The organism is Mycolicibacter arupensis (assembly GCF_002086515.1).
GTDB classification, from domain to species: Bacteria; Actinomycetota; Actinomycetes; order Mycobacteriales; family Mycobacteriaceae; genus Mycobacterium; species Mycobacterium arupense.
On sequence record NZ_MVHH01000017.1, the window covers coordinates 23,265 to 39,299 of the forward strand.

General features: G+C 68.9%; 11 protein-coding genes. 2 read left to right on the forward strand and 9 right to left on the reverse strand.

All coding sequences use genetic code 11. The annotated features are described in order from the left end of the window. Positions 1-2: 2 nt before the first annotated feature. The 4 genes from epsC to BST15_RS10525 are packed head-to-tail and all read right to left on the reverse strand — an operon-like array spanning position 3 to position 4,134. The gene (gene epsC, locus BST15_RS10510) at positions 3-590 is read right to left on the reverse strand and encodes a serine O-acetyltransferase EpsC (RefSeq protein WP_046189719.1); all 588 of its coding nucleotides are present in this window, start codon (positions 588-590) and stop codon (positions 3-5) included. Positions 591-598: 8 nt separating this feature from the next. Next, on the reverse strand, positions 599-1,534 hold the full coding sequence (gene cysK / locus BST15_RS10515; protein WP_046189711.1) for a cysteine synthase A: 936 nt from the start codon (positions 1,532-1,534) through the stop codon (positions 599-601). Positions 1,535-1,568: 34 nt separating this feature from the next. Continuing rightward, the gene (locus tag BST15_RS10520) at positions 1,569-3,224 is read right to left on the reverse strand and encodes a family 2A encapsulin nanocompartment cargo protein cysteine desulfurase (RefSeq protein ID WP_046189710.1); all 1,656 of its coding nucleotides are present in this window, start codon (positions 3,222-3,224) and stop codon (positions 1,569-1,571) included. After that, positions 3,211-4,134 (reverse strand): family 2A encapsulin nanocompartment shell protein, encoded by a 924-nt coding sequence (locus BST15_RS10525; RefSeq protein ID WP_046189709.1) that lies wholly within the window; start codon positions 4,132-4,134, stop codon positions 3,211-3,213. Before BST15_RS10525 ends, BST15_RS10520 begins: the two co-directional genes overlap by 14 nt. Before the next feature lie 286 nt (positions 4,135-4,420). Between BST15_RS10525 and BST15_RS10530 the strand changes: the two genes are divergently transcribed. Further along, a complete protein-coding gene (locus BST15_RS10530; RefSeq protein WP_046189708.1) occupies positions 4,421-5,713 on the forward strand; it encodes a TQXA domain-containing protein in 1,293 nt (430 codons plus the stop codon). Between the two features lie 9 nt (positions 5,714-5,722). Here the strand turns inward: BST15_RS10530 and BST15_RS10535 are convergent, their stop codons facing one another. The 5 genes from BST15_RS10535 to BST15_RS10555 all read right to left on the reverse strand — a co-directional run bounded on the left by BST15_RS10535 (position 5,723) and on the right by BST15_RS10555 (position 14,950). Further along, entirely contained in the window at positions 5,723-7,078 is a 1,356-nt protein-coding gene (locus BST15_RS10535) for a M1 family metallopeptidase (protein ID WP_046189707.1), read from the reverse strand. Further along, a complete protein-coding gene (locus BST15_RS10540) occupies positions 7,075-10,998 on the reverse strand; it encodes a Pls/PosA family non-ribosomal peptide synthetase (RefSeq protein ID WP_046189706.1) in 3,924 nt (1,307 codons plus the stop codon). Before BST15_RS10540 ends, BST15_RS10535 begins: the two co-directional genes overlap by 4 nt. 93 nt (positions 10,999-11,091) lie before the next feature. Then, the gene (locus BST15_RS10545) at positions 11,092-12,357 is read right to left on the reverse strand and encodes an APC family permease (RefSeq protein ID WP_046189705.1); all 1,266 of its coding nucleotides are present in this window, start codon (positions 12,355-12,357) and stop codon (positions 11,092-11,094) included. 17 nt (positions 12,358-12,374) lie between these two features. Then, complete coding sequence (locus tag BST15_RS10550) at positions 12,375-13,091, reverse strand: VIT1/CCC1 transporter family protein (RefSeq protein ID WP_046189718.1); 717 nt, start codon at positions 13,089-13,091, stop codon at positions 12,375-12,377. Positions 13,092-13,156: 65 nt separating this feature from the next. Then, positions 13,157-14,950, reverse strand: a complete 1,794-nt coding sequence (locus BST15_RS10555; protein WP_046189704.1) for a hypothetical protein — start codon at positions 14,948-14,950, stop codon at positions 13,157-13,159. 32 nt (positions 14,951-14,982) lie between these two features. Here BST15_RS10555 and BST15_RS10560 point away from each other — a divergent pair, with 32 nt between their 5' ends. Then, positions 14,983-15,927 carry an NAD-dependent epimerase/dehydratase family protein gene (locus BST15_RS10560; RefSeq protein ID WP_046189703.1) on the forward strand — a complete coding sequence of 315 codons (945 nt, stop codon included), beginning with the start codon at positions 14,983-14,985 and terminating at the stop codon, positions 15,925-15,927. Positions 15,928-16,035: the final 108 nt, after the last annotated feature.

A 16,035-nucleotide genomic window follows, 5' to 3' on the forward strand; every position in this document is an offset into this window, starting at 1 on the left:
CCTCAGATGTACATCGCCGGGTCGATGTAGCTGGTCGGATCCACCAGGGGTTCGCGCTGCTTCTCGGTGCGATGGCGCACCGCCGCCGGGATTCCGGTGGCGATGCAGTCCGCCGGGACATTCTGGGTGACAACGGCGTTGGCTCCGATTGCGCTGCCGTCGCCGACGGTGATGGGGCCGAGAACCTTGGCGCCGGCGCCCACCGTGACGCCGTTGCCGATGGTCGGGTGGCGTTTGCCGTGACTCAGTGAGCGCCCACCGAGCGTGACGCCGTGGTAGACCATGACGTCATCGCCGATCTCGGTGGTCTCACCGATCACCACGCCCAGGCCGTGGTCGATGAAGAATCTCCGGCCGATGGTCGCGCCCGGATGAATCTCGATGCCGGTGGCGAATCGGGTGGCCTGGGCCAGTACACGAGCCACCCCACGCAGCGCCGGCTTGGCCCACAGCCGGTGCGCGACCCGGTGCGACCAGATCGCATGCAGACCGGAGTAGACCAACGCGTTCTCGAAGTCCCCGCGCGCGGCGGGGTCATGGTTGCGCGCGTTGCGCAGGTCCTCGCGCAGGGTCCTCCACACGCCTCTCATCGGCGTGATCATTCCCGAATGTGCTCGAACAGCGCCGTGGAGATGTAACGCTCGCCGAAGTCCGGCACCACCACCACGATCAGCTTCCCGGCGTTCTCGGGTCGTTTGGCCAGTTCCAGGGCGGCCCAGACATTGGCGCCGGCCGAGATTCCACCGAGGATGCCTTCCTCGGTGCCCAGGGCCCGTGCCACGCGAATCGCGTCGTCGAACTGGGCGTCGATGATCTCGTCATAGCAGTCGCGGTCGAGTACCTCGGGCACGAAGTTGGCCCCAAGGCCCTGGATCTTGTGCGGTCCGGGGTCGGCACCGTGCAGGATCGCGGAGTCCTTGGGCTCGACGCCGACGATCTGAACCTCGGGCTTGTGAGCTTTGAGGGTGTGTGACACACCGGTCAGCGTGCCGCCGGTACCGATGCCAGCGACGAAGATGTCGACCGCGCCGCCGGTGTCCTTCCACACCTCCTCGCCGGTGGTCCGCTCGTGAATGGCCGGGTTGGCCGGATTGGCGAATTGGTTGGCAGACAGGGCGTTGTGGGTGTTGGCGACGATCTGCTTGGCCTTGGCCACCGCACCTGCCATGCCCTCAGAGCCGGGGGTCAGCACGATCTCCGCGCCGTACGCGCGCAGCATGACCCGCCGCTCGGTGGACATGGTGTCGGGCATGGTCAGAATCACCTTGTAGCCGCGGGCGGCGCCCACCATCGCCAGGGCGATACCGGTGTTCCCGCTGGTGGCCTCGACAATGGTGCCGCCCGGGCGCAACTGGCCGGATTTCTCGGCGGCATCGATGATCGCGACGCCGATACGGTCCTTGACGCTGTTGGCGGGGTTGTAGAACTCGAGTTTGGCCACCACTTGGGCACCCAGACCCTCGGTCAGCCGGTTGAGCCGCACCAAAGGGGTATGGCCGATCAACTCGGTGACGTTGTCGTAGATCCTGCCCATCACATGCCCTTTCCTATCAAGGCCGCCATAGGTGCTAAGCGCTCCCTTCGGCGATGCGCCGCACGGCCTTGATGAAGACGTCAATCTCTTCGAAAGTGTTGTAGAACGCGAACGACGGTCGCACAGTGGCCTCCAAGCCGTAGCGGCGCAGGATCGGCTGCGCGCAGTGATGCCCGGCGCGCACCGCGATGCCCTCGGAATTGAGCGCCTTGCCCACTTCCAGCGGTTCGTGACCGGCGAGCACAAACGACAACACGCTGGCCTTCTCGTCGGCGGTGCCCACGATCCGCACCCCGGGAATGTCCGCCAGGCGTGGCGTGGCGTACTCCAGCAGGGCGTGCTCGTAGGCGGCGATGCGTTCGACGCCCACGCGCTCCACGTAACGCAGTGCTTCACCCAGGCCGACCGCGTCGGCGATGTTGCCAGTGCCCGCCTCGAACTTATTCGGCGGATCTTGGTAAATGGAGCGTTCCAGGGTGACGTCGGCGATCATGTTGCCTCCACCCTGCCACGGCGGCGTCTCGTCCAGCGCCTCGGCGGTGCCGTAGAGCGCACCGATCCCGGTGGGGCCGAAGACCTTGTGCCCGGAGAACACGAAGAAGTCTGCGCCCAGCGATTGCACGTCGATCGGGATGTGGGGGATGGACTGCGCACCGTCGATCAACACCCGGGCGCCGTAGCGGTGGCCGAGCTCGACGATCTCGTGCACCGGAGTGACGGTGCCCAGCGCGTTGGAGACGTGGGTGGCCGCAACCAGCTTGGTCCGCGGGCCCAATAGGTCTTCGAACTCGCCCAGCAACAGATTGCCCGCATCGTCGACCGGGGCAACCCGCAGGACCGCACCGGTCTTCTTGGCGATCAATTGCCACGGAACGATGTTCGCGTGATGCTCCAGGTGGGTGATGACGATCTCGTCGCCGGGACCCAGATTCTTGCCGCCCCAGGAGTAGGCAACCAGGTTGATCGCCTCGGTGGTACCGCGCACAAAGACGATGTCCTCGCTGCGCGGCGCCCCCAGAAACCGCCGCACCGTGTCACGGGCGTCCTCGTAGGCATCGGTGGCGCGGGCGGCCAGTTCGTGAGCCGCCCGGTGGATGTTGGAGTTCTCATGGGCATAGAAGTACGACAGCCGATCGATCACCGACTGCGGCTTCTGCGTGGTCGCGGCGTTGTCGAACCAGATCAACGGCTTGCCGTTGACCGTCTCGCGCAGGATCGGGAAGTCCGCGCGCACCGCATGGACGTCGAACACCTCGTGGGAGTCCGGCGCCGTCGGAACAGGCTCAACGGCCGGCACGGGACGGGTCAGGAAGGCGTAGTTCGCCTCGTCACCGCCCGCCGCCGGGGTGGGGGAGTCGTGCCAGTTCAGTTGAGGAACTCCCGGGGCGCCCCCCGGCCAACCGGGCACTGATCCGCGCGGCGCGACCGGTGCCGAAGCACCGGCCGGTGAGCCGGCCAGCACTCCGGGCACGGTGGGAACGATCCCGCTCGGCACGGCGAAGGCACCGAGGTCGGCCACCCCCGGCGGCAGCAGCCCGGACGGGGTCGGCGCGCCGCCCCGCGGTGCCACCACCGTGGTCTGCGGCGGGGAGTCGGGACCGGGCCGGACGGCATACAGCTGGTTGGCCAGTACCTCCAGCTCAGCGGCGCTGACCGGTGGATTTACCGGCCTGGGATCACTTGTACTCATGGAAACGGTCCACCGAGACGTCGTCGAGCACGGCGAGCGCATCGTCGGTGAGCACGGCCAGCGAGTTGTACAGCGTGACCAGGTAAGACGCGATCGCCGACCGGTTGATTCCGGTGAACCGCACCGACAGGCCCGGTGCCTGCTCTCCGACCAGGCCAGGCTGGAACAGTCCGACGACGCCCTGGCGCTCCTCACCGGTGCGCACCAGCAGGAACTTGGTCTTGGAGTCCTCCACCGGCACCTTGTCGCTGGGCACGATCGGGATGCCACGCCAGGTGATGAACTGGGCGCCGAACAGGTTCACCACCACCGGCGGCACGCCGCGGCGAGTGGCTTCGCGGCCGAAGGCGGCCACACCCAGCGGGTGGGTCAAGAAAAAGCCCGGTGTCTTCCACACCTTGGTGATCAGCGAGTCCAGGTCGTCGGGGGTGGGCGGGCCGGTCAGGGTGGAGATGGTCTGCTCGGGCGTGGCCTGCGCCAGCAGGCCGTACTCCGGGTTGTTGACCAGCTCGAACTCCTGGCGCTCCTTGATGGTCTCGATGGTCAGGCGCAGCTGCTGGGCGACCTGGTCGTGCGGGCTCGAGTACAGATCGGAGACCCGGGTGTGGACATCGAGAATCGTGGAGATCGACCGCAGCGTGTACTCCCGCGGGCTGGTCTCGTAGTCCACGAACGTCTGCGGCAGCGGCTCGGTCGAACCGGCGCCCTGCTCGGCTGCGATGGCGACCTGGCCGGGGTTGACCACCCGGTTCACCCGGTAAATACCTGCTTCGACCGGGACCCAGTTCAGCAGGTGCAGCAACCAGCGCGGCGTGATCGTGGCCAGTTGCGGGACAGTCTTGGTCGCATTGGCGAGTTGCCGTGCGGCCAGGTCCCCGAGCGCCTGAGATTCATTCTGAGCGGACGTCATTGCTTTCCTCCTGATGAGTGACGGCGCCAATCATGGACCATCGTCTGAGTTTGCCCACCAGTTGCGCTCACGGCGAATTGAATACCTCGCAAGTCGCGCGGCTGCGGTACATGTCGTAGGGTATGTCTATGTCGAACATCACGCTGCCACAGCCGCACGCTTTGTGCCGCCGCGCCGCGTGTTGTTGTTGTTGATTCTCTGACGCCCTGATTCCTTAGCGTCGCAGCCCGCCCCTATCTCGGCGAGGTGCTGCCGTGCGCGCTTCAGACCAGAAAGTCGACTCGGCATGACCGATTCCACCTCAGTACTTCCCGTTCGCCACGCCACACCCGCGGTGGTCGTCCGTCGCAGGGTGCAACCCCGCCCGGCCGTCGACATCGACCGGCTGACGCGATATCACGGTGGCACGTATTCGCACACCGTTGACCGCATCGTGTTCACCGACGGGACAAGTGCGCGCACGGACCTGATCCGGCTCAACCCCGGCATCGCGGCGTATTCGCTGGATTTCCACGGCATCGCTCCCACCCGCCCGTCGGCCTACCGGATCGACACCTGGTCGGCGGTGCCGCACCTGAATTCCCGAGACCCTCGCGAGGTGCAGGTCGACTGGATCCTGCGCAACTCCGTACCGCGATTGAGCACCATCGAGGTGAGCCGTCGGCTGCGAGAGGGCGGCTACCTCTCGAGCCGGGGCAACATCTCCGAGCATGAGGCGATCGCCGCCACCCAGGCCGCGATCTGGCGACTGACCAACGGATTGGAACTGGACACCCGTGCGCGCACGGAGCCGGTCCGGGTGCGCCGCGACGGCGACGGTGTGACCGTCGAATTCGACGAGGCGCTGGAGTTGGGCGGCTACACCCTGGAACTGGTGGCCTCGGAGCCGGTCACGGTGGCGCTGCACAAATCCGACGACGGCCGGACGTGGCGGGAAGTGCCGTCGTCGCTGCTGGTCACCGGTGCCTCCGGGACGCAGCGTAAGGCGCTCGGAGTGGGCGCCACGGTCGGTGGCCACCGCTTCTACCGCCTGTCGGTGGCCGGACCCGGCAAGCCCGCGACCATCGGCGATATCGGCTTCTGGCTCAACGGCACCAGCACCTATCGCAATGCCGATCGCATCGTTGCGCTCTACCGGTACCTGCTCGACGGTGCCGCCCGGGCACGCACCACCGCCCCCGGACTGAACGTCGCGACGGCCGCCCTGGTCGACGGGGTGGTGGGGCCACTGCGGCTCTCGGTCGCCGACTCCGCGGCCCTGAGTGCTCAGGGCGCCGAGCTGCTGGACGCCGACGGCAACGAACTGACCGGATCGGTGGAGCCGGGCGGCGTTTTCTACCTGCGACCGCAGCCGGGTGCGGTGTCGGCTCGGGTGCGGGTCACGGTCCCCGGTACCGAGGACGGCTACGGCGGCCGGGTTCTCACCGGGATCGCCGGCGATGGCCAGTCGCCGATGTTCACCCCGGTGGCGCTGGCGGTTCCGGCCGCCCTGGTGGTCGACTTCCACCTGCGCTGGTCGGCCCCGCGGGCCTTGCCGCACCGGTCACGACGAACGCGTTCAGCGGCCCGATCCGCCTAGCGCGCCCGGTCAACCCGGCGCGGACAGTGGGGGAACGGCGGTGGAATACAACCAGGCCTGCCACAGCGGTTGCAGCGATCCCGTCGCGTAGCCGGCAGCCAGCGAGGTGAAGTCTTCGGTGCCGGCGTTGCCGTGGCGGTGGCGCGACGTCCAATCGCGCAACAAGGCGAAGAAGGCGTCGTCGCCCACGATGCCGCGCAGCAGATGCAGGGTCAGGGCGCCGCGCTTGTAGACCCGGTCATCGAACATGTCGGCCGGCCCGGGATCGGCCAACAGCAGATCCTGTGGCAGACCGGCCAGTTGCCGGTGGTAGCGCCGCGCCAGCTGGTCGGCGCTGGGCCCGCCAGAATGCTCCGACCACAGCCATTCGGCGTAGCAGGCGAATCCCTCGTGCAGCCAGATGTCGCTCCAGCGCCGCACCGTGACACTGTTTCCGAACCACTGATGGGCCAGCTCGTGAGCGATCAGCCGCTCAGATCTGCCGGTACCGTCGCAGTGGTTGGCTCCGAAGATTGAGATCCCCTGTGCTTCAAGGGGAATCTCCAGGCTGTCATCGGTGACCAGCACCGTGTAGCCCGATGCCAGTGGGTAGGGTCCGAACAGTCGCACAAACAGTTCCATCATCTGCGACTGGTGTGCGAAATCCCGTTCGAACTCCGACTGCAGGCGGGCGGGCAACACCGCGCGGATAGCCACCGCCGAACCCGGAACCCGGCGAGTCAGATACCGCCCGATCTGCAGGGTGACCAGGTAGGTCGGTGTCGGTTCGGGCAGCTCATAGGTCCAGGTGGTCCGCGTCGCCCGGACCCTCCGCGAGATCAGCTCGCCGTTGGCGACCGTGTAATACGGGCTGTCGGTGCTGATCTGGATTCGATAGCTGGCCTTGGCGTAGGGGTGATCGTCGCAGGGGAACCACGACGGTGCGCCGTTGGGCTGTCCGGAGACCAGAGCGCCATCTGACAACTCTTCGAAACCGACTTCTCCCCACAGCGTTTCGCTGGGTCGCGGGGATCCCGAGTAGCGGACCGCGATCACCAGGGCGGCGCCGGTCGGCACGGTGGTGGCCAGGGTGATCCGCAGCTTTGCCGACGAGCTGGCGAATCGGGCCGGTGGCCGGCCGTTGACCCATACCTTGGCCACCGACAGGGTGTCGGCAAGGTCGAGAGTGACTTCGCGCAGTGCGTCGAGTGCCACCGCGGTGATAGTCGCGGTGCCCGAGAGCCGGTTGCTGTTGACCTTGTACTCCAGGTCGAGTTCGTAGCGGGAGACTCGATAACCAGTGTTGCCGCTGTCGGGGAGGTAGGGGTCAAGGACTGGCGCCGGCGCCTTGGCCGCCTTGGCGGACGCTTTGGTGGGTTTGCTCATGCCGCGGGCTCCTGCTTGGTGGAACCCGACGATCCGCGCTTCTTGCCCGACGCGGGCCACGGTGCGATCGGGTTGCCCTGCCAGCGGGTCGCCGGCGGCACCTCGTCGCCACGCATCACCAGGGAAGCTGGCCCGACGGTCGCACCGGTGCCCAGGCGGGCGGCGGGCAACGCCACGCAGTTGGGGCCCAGGGTGGATCCTGCCTCCAGCATGACGGTGTCCATCTGCATGATTCGGTCGTGGAACAGGTGCGTCTGCACCACGCACCCGCGATTCACGGTGGCGCCGGTGGCCAGCGTCACCAAGTCGGCCTCGGGCAGCCAGTACGTCTCGCACCACACTCCACGGCCGATGGTGGCGCCCAGCGCCCGCAACCACAGGTTCATCACCGGGGTGCCGGTCGCGGCGCGGGCGAACCAGGGCGCGGCAACGGTCTCGACAAAGGCGTCGGCGACTTCGTTGCGCCACACGAACGACGACCACAGCGGGCACTGCGTCGCCCGGATCCGGCCGACGATCAGCCACTTCGCCACCACTGCGCTGCCCCCGGCCACCGCACCCGCCGCCAGCAGTGTCACACCGCTGATCAGAGCGGCCCAGCCGTAGCCGAATCGCACCGCCGCCCACTGCAGGGCGCCGAGCACCCCGACACCGATCGCGAAGGTCACCATGACGGGAATCAGCCGGAAGGTCTCCACCACGGCGCGCATCACCCACAGCCGTCGCGGCGGGTGGAAGGTGCGCTCGGCATCGAGGTCGGCGGCCTTGCGGCGCAGCCTGACCGGCGGGCTGCCCAGCCACGAGGAGCCGGTTTTGGCTTTGTACGGTGCGGTGGAAAGCACCGCCACCAGGGCGTTGTCGGGTACTCGACGGCCGGGCTGGGTGATCCCGGAATTGCCCAGGAATGCGCGTTTGCCGATAGTGGCCGGCGCGACGTGGATCCAGCCGCCGCCGAGTTCGTAGGAGGCGACCATGGTGTCGTCCGCCAGGAATGCGCCGTCGGCGATCACGGTGTATTTCGGGATCAGCAGTGCGGTGGAGATCTCGGTGCCTTTGCCGACCTTCGCGCCCAACAACCGCAGCCACCACGGCGTGATCAGCCCGGCGTAGAGCGGGAACAGGTAGTCGCGCGCGGCGTCCATCAGCCGTTCGGTGGCCCATAACTGCCAGCCCACCCGGCTGCGCACCGGGTGGTAGCCGTCGCGCAGCCCGATCGACAACACCCGGACGGCGATCACGGTCATCACGGCGTAGCTGAACATCGCCACCAGTGCGGCCGGCGGGGTCGCCAGCGCCGCGGGCCGGAGGGCATCGGCCAGGGTCTGGCTGTCACGAACCGCCCAGCCCAGCACGGCCAGGCCGGCGCCCAGGGCCAGCAGGGGCAGGCCGCCGAGCAACAACGAGGTCACCCCGTAGACTGCGGCCCACACCGGCCGCGGCGGTGGCCGATGATCTGGCCAGGGGTGGTGTGCCTTACCGGATTTCACCGCCGGTGAACCGGTCCAGTATTGGCCCTTCTTCACCTCGCCGACGACACCCGAGCCGGGAGCGACGTCGGCGTCCTTGCCGACGGAGGCCCCGGGCAGCAGCGTGGTGCGGGCACCGATGGTGGCGTCGTTGCCGACGGTGATCGGGCCGACGTGAAACTCGTCTCCGTCGATCCAATGTCCCGTCAGATCTACCTCCGGTTCGATGGAGCACCGGTGGCCCAGGGTCAACATCCCGGTCACCGGTGGGGCGGAGTGCAGGTCCACGCCCTCGCCGATCTTGTTACCCAGCGCCCGTGCGTAATACACCAACCACGGCGCACCGGAGAGATTCTCGGCGCCGCTGGCGCTGGCAAGACGTTCGGCGATCCAGACCCGCAGGTGCTCGGGGCCGCCGCGCCGATAGGTTCCCGGCTCCAGGTTGGCCAGCAGTAGGCGGGCGCCCAGGGTGGCGATCCCCATGCGGCCCAGCGGGGTCACGAACAGTACGAAGGCGGCGATCACCCACCACCAGTCCAGGCGCACCAGCCAGGGCAGTGGATGCAGGGCCGACACCGCGTTGTTGATCAGTGCCAGCCAACTGACCCACTGCAATCCGGTCAGGGTGGCCAGCGGCACCGACAGCAGCACCTGCGTCGCTTGGGTCGCCCAGGGGGTCGGGGCCACCGAGCGGGAGGCGGCCTGAGCGCCGGGCTCGCTGCGGTCCAGATCGTCCAGGAACCCGGCCAGGGAGCCCAGCCGGGGCCGGTCGTAGAGCTGTGCGACGGTGGTCTGCGGGTACCGCTGCCGCACCGCGGCCACCAGCTGTGCGGCTTGCAGCGATCCGCCGCCCAGGGCGAAGAAATCGGCCTGTTCGTCGTGGATCGGTGCGCCCAGCACGTCGCGCCACAGCCCCGCCAGCCAGCCCAGCGTGCTGTCTGGATCATCGGCGCCGACCAGGCTCGCGTCCCCCGACTCCGACCCCACCGGCCACGGCAACGCATCGCGGTCCACCTTGCCCGAGGTGCGGGTGGGCAGCTCGTCGACCAGCACCAGCCGGGGCACGAGCGCGGCGGGCAGCCGCCGGCCCAGCTCGGCTCGCGCGGCAGCGAGGTCGAAATCCGGGTCGGCGCTGACCAGGTATCCGACCAGCAGCGCGGTGCCGGCGGCGCTGGTGCGCACCGCCGCCGCGCCGCCGCTGACGCCGGGCAGCGTCACCAGGGCACTGTCCACCTCGCCCAGTTCGATGCGCCGGCCGCCGACTTTGACCTGGTCATCGGCGCGGCCGCAGAAGATCAGCCCGTCGGCGTCCAGACGGACCAGGTCGCCGCTGCGGTAGGCCCGCGGCCACTCCAGCGTGGGTAGCGGCGCGTACTTCTCGGCGTCCCGGTCGGGGTCCAGGTAGCGGCCCAGCCCGACACCACCGATCACCAGTTCCCCGACCTCCCCGGTGGCCACGGGTTCCCCGTCGGGGCCGAGCACGGCCAGGTCCCAGCCCACTAAGGGCAGTCCGATCTGAACTGGTCCGCTGCCGTCCAGTCGTGCCGCGCAGGCCACGACGGTGGTCTCGGTGGGGCCGTAGGTGTTCCACACCTCGCGGCCGTCGACGGCCAGGCGGGCCACCAGCTCCGGCGGGCAGGCCTCACCGCCGAAGATCAGCAGCCGGACTGCCTCGAGTGCCTCGGCCGGCCACAAGGCCGCCAGGGTGGGCACGGTGGAGACCACCGTCACGTCACGCGCCACCAGCCAGGGACCCAGGTCCATCCCGCTGCGCACCAGCGACCGGGGCGCGGGCACCAGGCAGGCGCCGTAGCGCCATGCCAGCCACATCTCCTCGCAGGACGCGTCGAATGCGACCGACAACCCGGCCAGCACCCGATCGCCCGGCCCGATCGGGCTGTCTTGCAGGAACAGCTGAGCTTCGGCATCGACGAACGCGGCCGCGTTGCGGTGCGTGATCGCCACGCCTTTCGGGGTGCCGGTGGATCCCGAGGTGAAGATGATCCAGGCGTCGTCCTCGATCTGGGGTGCCGTCGCGGGCCAGCCACGTGACGTCCCCGGGCCGGGGATCAAGCCCTGCTCGGTGATCACCGCCGCGACCTGGGCCTCGTTGAACACCAGCTCGGCGCGTTCGGGCGGATCGTCGGCGTCCACCGGTACGTACGCCGCCCCGGTGGCCAAGGCGGACAGGATCGCGACGTAGAGCGCGTAATTGCCTGACGGCATCCGGATCCCGATCCGGTCGCCGCGGCCCAGGCCGCGCGCGGCCAGCCACGCCACGCTGTCGGTGATGTCGTCGACCAGTTCCGCGTACGTCAGCACCACGTTGCCGTCGTCGATCGCCGGCGCGTCGGGGAAGCGGGCCGCGGTCGCGTGCAGGATGTCGATCAGGGTGCGGGCCTGCGGCGCCGAGGAGGCGCGCAGATACTGCGCGGGGACATCCAGTGGGGGCACGACTGTAGAACGTACCGAGCAGGGTCTGGGTGTGCAGCGCGTCGTCGCCACCTCGGCGCGTTGGAGGTCGGCTCCACCGCTCAGGTGCTGGGTCTACGGGGTTGCGCGCAGCCGCGTGATCCGCCCGTGGGCGCCGTAGGCGACGACGCCGAGGCCCAAGACCACGAGCCCGGCCAGGACCGAGGCCAACGGCAAGGCGAACGCTACAACGGTGCAGCCGAGCAGGCCGACGAGCGGGATCAGGCGCGGCGGTCGGCCCTCGGCGGGCGTCAGGGTCCACGCTGCTGCGTTGGCCACGGCGTAGTAGACCAGGACCGCGAACGAGGAAAAACCTATGGCGCCGCGGATATCGGTGGTGGCGGCCAGCACCGCGATCACCAGCCCCACGGTGATCTCGGCGCGATGCGGCACTCCGAGCCGGGGATGCACCACAGACAGGTACCCGGGCAGATACCCGTCCCGGGCCATGGCCAGGGTGGTGCGCGACACCCCGAGAATCAGGGCCAGCAGCGAACCGCCGGCAGCCAATATCGCCCCGATCTGGACCGCCACGGCCAGCCTGCCGGCACCGGCAACGGTCACGACCTGCACCAGGGGCGCGGGGGCGCTGGCCAGGCCCTGCGGCCCGAGGACCTTCAGGGCCGCGGATGCCACCAGTGCGTAGACCGCCAGGGTGATGCCCAACGCGATCGGGACAGCGCGGGGGATGGTGCGAGCCGGGTCCCGTACCTCCTCACCCAACGTGGCGATGCGGGCATAGCCGGCGAACGCGAAGAACAACAGGCCCGCAGCCTGGAGTACCCCCGGAACCGACGCGGGAGAATCCGAGAATGTCACCGGCACAGCCTCTTTGACGCCCAATGCGGCCACCACCACCGCTGCCAGCACGGCCAGCACCGCCGCAACGATCACGCGGCTCAGCCATGCTGATCGCTGTACCCCCGCCACGTTCACCGCGGTCAGTCCCAGCACGGTGGCCACGGCGATCGCGTGCCCGTGAGCCGGCCAGGCATAGCACCCGACGGTCAGCGCCATCGCCGCGCACGACGCCGTCTTGCCGACGATGAAGCCCCACCCAGCCAGGTAACCGAAGAACGGGCCCAGGCGTTCGCGGCCGTAGACGTAGGTGCCGCCGGAGGTCGGATAGCGGGCGGCCAGGCGCGCCGAGGACGTCGCGTTGCAGTAGGCGATGAGGGCGGCCACCACCAGGCTGATCAGCATCGCGTGACCGGCGGCCCGTGCGGCCGGCGCCAGCGCCACGAAGATGCCGGCGCCGATCATCGAGGCCAGCCCGATCGTTACTGCGTCCAACACGCCCAGCTGCCGGCGCAGCGTAGGCCCTTGGCGGTCGGGCTCCATCGTGACGCCGACCGGCCTTAGCCGATCGTCTGACCGACGAGGTGGCCGATCAGGTACGTGGTGCCCAGTGCGAGTGCGCCGCCGGTGGTGTTGCGCAGCAAAGCCTTTCCGACGTCGGCCCCACCAAGACGCGCAGAGACCACGCCGGTGAGCATCAGCGCCAGCAGTACTACCGCGACGGTGACCGGGACCCGCCACGCCGTCGGCGGTGCCAGGATCGCCACCATGGGCAGCAGTGCTCCGAGGGTGAACGCCAGGGCCGAGGCGGCGGCGGCCTGCCACGGGTTGGTCAGATCTTCGGGGTCGATGCCCAGTTCCACCTCGGCATGTGCGGCGAAGGCATCATGACGGGTCAGCTCTTGGGCCACCGTCATAGCGGTGGCCGACGAGAGTCCCTTCGCTTGGTACAGGCCCGCAAGTTCGTCGAGCTCGGCGGCGGGATCGTCTCGCAGTTCGCGCCGTTCCTGATGGAGCACGGCCCGTTCGGTGTCACGCTGGGTACTCACCGAGACGTACTCACCCAACGCCATCGACACCGCCCCGGCGGCCACCCCGGCGATGCCGGCGGTGAAGATCGGACCCCGCTGCACCGTCGCCGCGGCCACGCCGACCACGATGCCGGCCACCGACACGATGCCGTCATTGGCGCCCAGCACCCCGGCGCGCAGCCAGTTCAGCTTTGCCGTCAGCGAACCGTCGTGCGGCTCGGCGGTGTGCGCGGGACGTAGGGGCATGAGCGTCACGGTAGCCGTGTCCCCGGGCCGAGACCAGGGGAAACGGTCACCAGATGAGCGCAGATTCAGCGCGGAGCCAGGTAGCCGACCGGGCCCACCGCGATACAGACCGAGAGGGCAGCGGTATCGGCGCGTGCACTCACGTTGTGTCCGGCACCGGGAAGCCGTACGAAGACGCGGTTGAGGCCGGGGCGGACCCGGACCCGGACCTCGGGTCCGTCGGTCAGCGACAGTGTCATCGCGCCGTCGACGTTGGCCAGGTAATTGATCTCTGCGGTCCAGTCCGCGGGCAGCAGGGGGCCGTCCAATGCCAGCGTTGCCGGGCGGTCCTGTTGCACCAGATATCCGCATCGCGGCACCGGGCCGGCCACCAGGGAGCGAACCCAGGTGACCTGTGCGTCGACCACCGTCCCGGAGCCGGTCAGCATCCGCAGTTCGGTTGTCGACGAGGCGAATTCGGGACGGTCGTGAACCAGCGCGAACAGATGGCTGGCCAGGTTCTCGGGGTAGACGACTCGCTGCAGCACCAGGGGGTCCACCTCCTGGTCGAGCAGCGGCGCATCGGAGACGCGGTGGGCGGTCGCCAGGTCGCGCAGCGCATTGTGCAGGTAGCCACGGGCGGGATCGTCTCGCCAGCAGGCCAAGAACGTCACCGTCGAGTACAGGCTGCTGGCGGTGAACGCGGTGGCCAGTACGGCCACCGCGGCTGCGCGCCGGGCTGAGGCGTTGAGCCACCGCGAGGAATCCCGGTTCGGCGCGGCGAGGCCGACGGCACCCAGAATGGCCAGCACCACGACGAGCTCGGCCAGGTAGCGCAGGGTCTGGGCCAGCTCTAACGCGGTGAATGCCGAGGACCGCATCAGGTAGATCGGGACCTGGCAGGCCACCGCATACCCTGCCGCGGCCAGCCACACCGGCGTCAGGCGATGCTTGCGTGCCAGCGACAGCGCCAGCAGCCCGGCCAGCACCAGCCAGCCGAGCGTCATCACCAGCGGGCCCGGCAACGCCCACGGCGAAGCGGGGGCCCACCGTGCCCAGGCCCACGGCCCGCCGGCCAGGCTGGGGACGATGCCGTGTGTGATCGAGCGCAGCAGCAGGTCGCGGGTCATCTCGAGGTCGAAGCTCCAGCGCTTCTGATTGACCACCATCAAGTAGACCCCGATCCACGCGGCGGTCACGGCCAACAGTGCCGTCCACAGCCGGGTGCCCGCGCGCCACACACCGCTGACGGCTGCGCCCGGCGTCTCCCCGCGGACGTAGGCCAACAATGCGGTCACCGCGAACGCGACGAAGGGGATCACCGCTGCCTTCTCGAAGAACAGCAGCCCGCCCAGAAACGCCGCCGTGCCGGTGTACGCGTAGCGCCGATTCCCCGTGCGCACGAACAGGATTGCGTCGGCGCACACCCAGGGCAGTGCCGCGCACAGCGGTAGTGAGTTCAATGCCGCCGCCCACCATGCGAAGGCCGGCAGGCCCAACGGGGACCACACCGCGAAGGTCAGCGGGATCAGCAGCACCGGGCGCCAGCCCAGGATCACCCACAGCACGCGCAGCAGCGCGCACGACGACAGCAGCTGGAGGCCCACCAGGCTGACCGCCGGCGCGGCCCACTGCAAGGGCCAGATCTTGGTGAGCGATCCGGCCACCAGGTAGGCGCCGGGCATCACGTGACCGTCGTGATCGTCGAACAGGTAGGACGGCGACAACAGGGCGTGAGTGCCGGCCCGGCCGATCAGGATCAGGTCGTCCCAGTAGAAGTAGCCCCCGAACGCCACCACGGCCCGGACCAGCAGCTGGGCGGCGATCAGTCCCACCGCCGCCCAGCAGACCCAGGGCAGGGCAGTGAAACGCGTGCGCATCCGTCTTTCTTACCTGTCGGTATGGTGGGCCGGTGCGAGCACTGGTCACCGGGGCAGCCGGGTTCATCGGATCAACGTTGGTCGACCGCCTGCGGGCGGACGGCCATCACGTGGTCGGCCTGGACAATTTCGCCACCGGCCGCGCCCTGAACATCGAGCACCTGGCCGACGACGCCGGGTTCAGCTTCGTCGAGGCCGACATCGTCTCCGCGGACCTGAGCGCGATCCTCGCCCAGCACCAGCCCGAGGTGGTTTTCCACCTTGCCGCTCAGATCGACGTCCGCCACTCGGTGGCCGACCCGGTCTTCGATGCCTCGGTCAACGTCGTGGGGACGATCCGGCTCGCCGAAGCCGCGCGGGCGGCCGGGGTGCGCAAGATCGTGCACACCTCCTCCGGCGGTTCGATCTACGGCACCCCGCCGAGCTATCCGACCAGTGAAGACGTCCCGACCGACCCCGCTTCGCCCTATGCCGCAGGCAAGGTGGCCGGTGAGATTTACCTCAACACTTATCGGCACCTGTACGGGCTGCAGTGTTCGCACATCGCGCCGGCCAACGTCTACGGCCCCCGCCAGGACCCGCATGGTGAAGCCGGGGTGGTGGCGATCTTCGCCCAGGCGCTGCTGGAAGGTAGGCCCACCAAGGTCTTCGGGGACGGATCCAACACCCGCGACTACGTGTTCGTCGAGGACGTGGTGGATGCCTTCGTACGGGCATCGGGCGAGGCCGGCGACGGGCAGCGGTTCAATGTCGGAACCGGGGTGGAAACCTCCGATCGGCAGCTGCATGCGGCGGTGGCCGCGGCCGTCGGCGGACCCGACGACCCGGAGTTCCATCCGCCGCGCCTGGGCGACCTGAAGCGCTCCTGCCTGGACATCGAACGGGCTAGGCGAGTGCTGGGATGGAGCCCGCAGGTGGCCCTGGCAGACGGGGTGACACGCACCGTGGAGTACTTCCGGCAGATGAAGTCCAGCTGAACTTTTGTGGCATACTGGCCGGTCGGAGGGGAGTATTCCCCAATTCGCAGTGTCGTCATCACGTCGCCCGTCATCGGGTGACCGGGGCTGTGGGCCGGGCAACCGGCG

Bases quoted from the DNA above. Each gene is read 5' to 3' on its own strand.
- epsC (WP_046189719.1), bottom strand. From the start codon at position 590: ATGAGAGGCGTGTGGAGGACCCTGCGCGAGGACCTGCGCAACGCGCGC.
- cysK (WP_046189711.1), bottom strand. From the start codon at position 1,534: ATGGGCAGGATCTACGACAACGTCACCGAGTTGATCGGCCATACCCCT.
- BST15_RS10520 (WP_046189710.1), bottom strand. From the start codon at position 3,224: ATGAGTACAAGTGATCCCAGGCCGGTAAATCCACCGGTCAGCGCCGCT.
- BST15_RS10525 (WP_046189709.1), bottom strand. From the start codon at position 4,134: ATGACGTCCGCTCAGAATGAATCTCAGGCGCTCGGGGACCTGGCCGCA.
- BST15_RS10530 (WP_046189708.1), top strand. From the start codon at position 4,421: ATGACCGATTCCACCTCAGTACTTCCCGTTCGCCACGCCACACCCGCG.
- BST15_RS10535 (WP_046189707.1), bottom strand. From the start codon at position 7,078: ATGAGCAAACCCACCAAAGCGTCCGCCAAGGCGGCCAAGGCGCCGGCG.
- BST15_RS10545 (WP_046189705.1), bottom strand. From the start codon at position 12,357: ATGGAGCCCGACCGCCAAGGGCCTACGCTGCGCCGGCAGCTGGGCGTG.
- BST15_RS10550 (WP_046189718.1), bottom strand. From the start codon at position 13,091: ATGCCCCTACGTCCCGCGCACACCGCCGAGCCGCACGACGGTTCGCTG.
- BST15_RS10555 (WP_046189704.1), bottom strand. From the start codon at position 14,950: ATGCGCACGCGTTTCACTGCCCTGCCCTGGGTCTGCTGGGCGGCGGTG.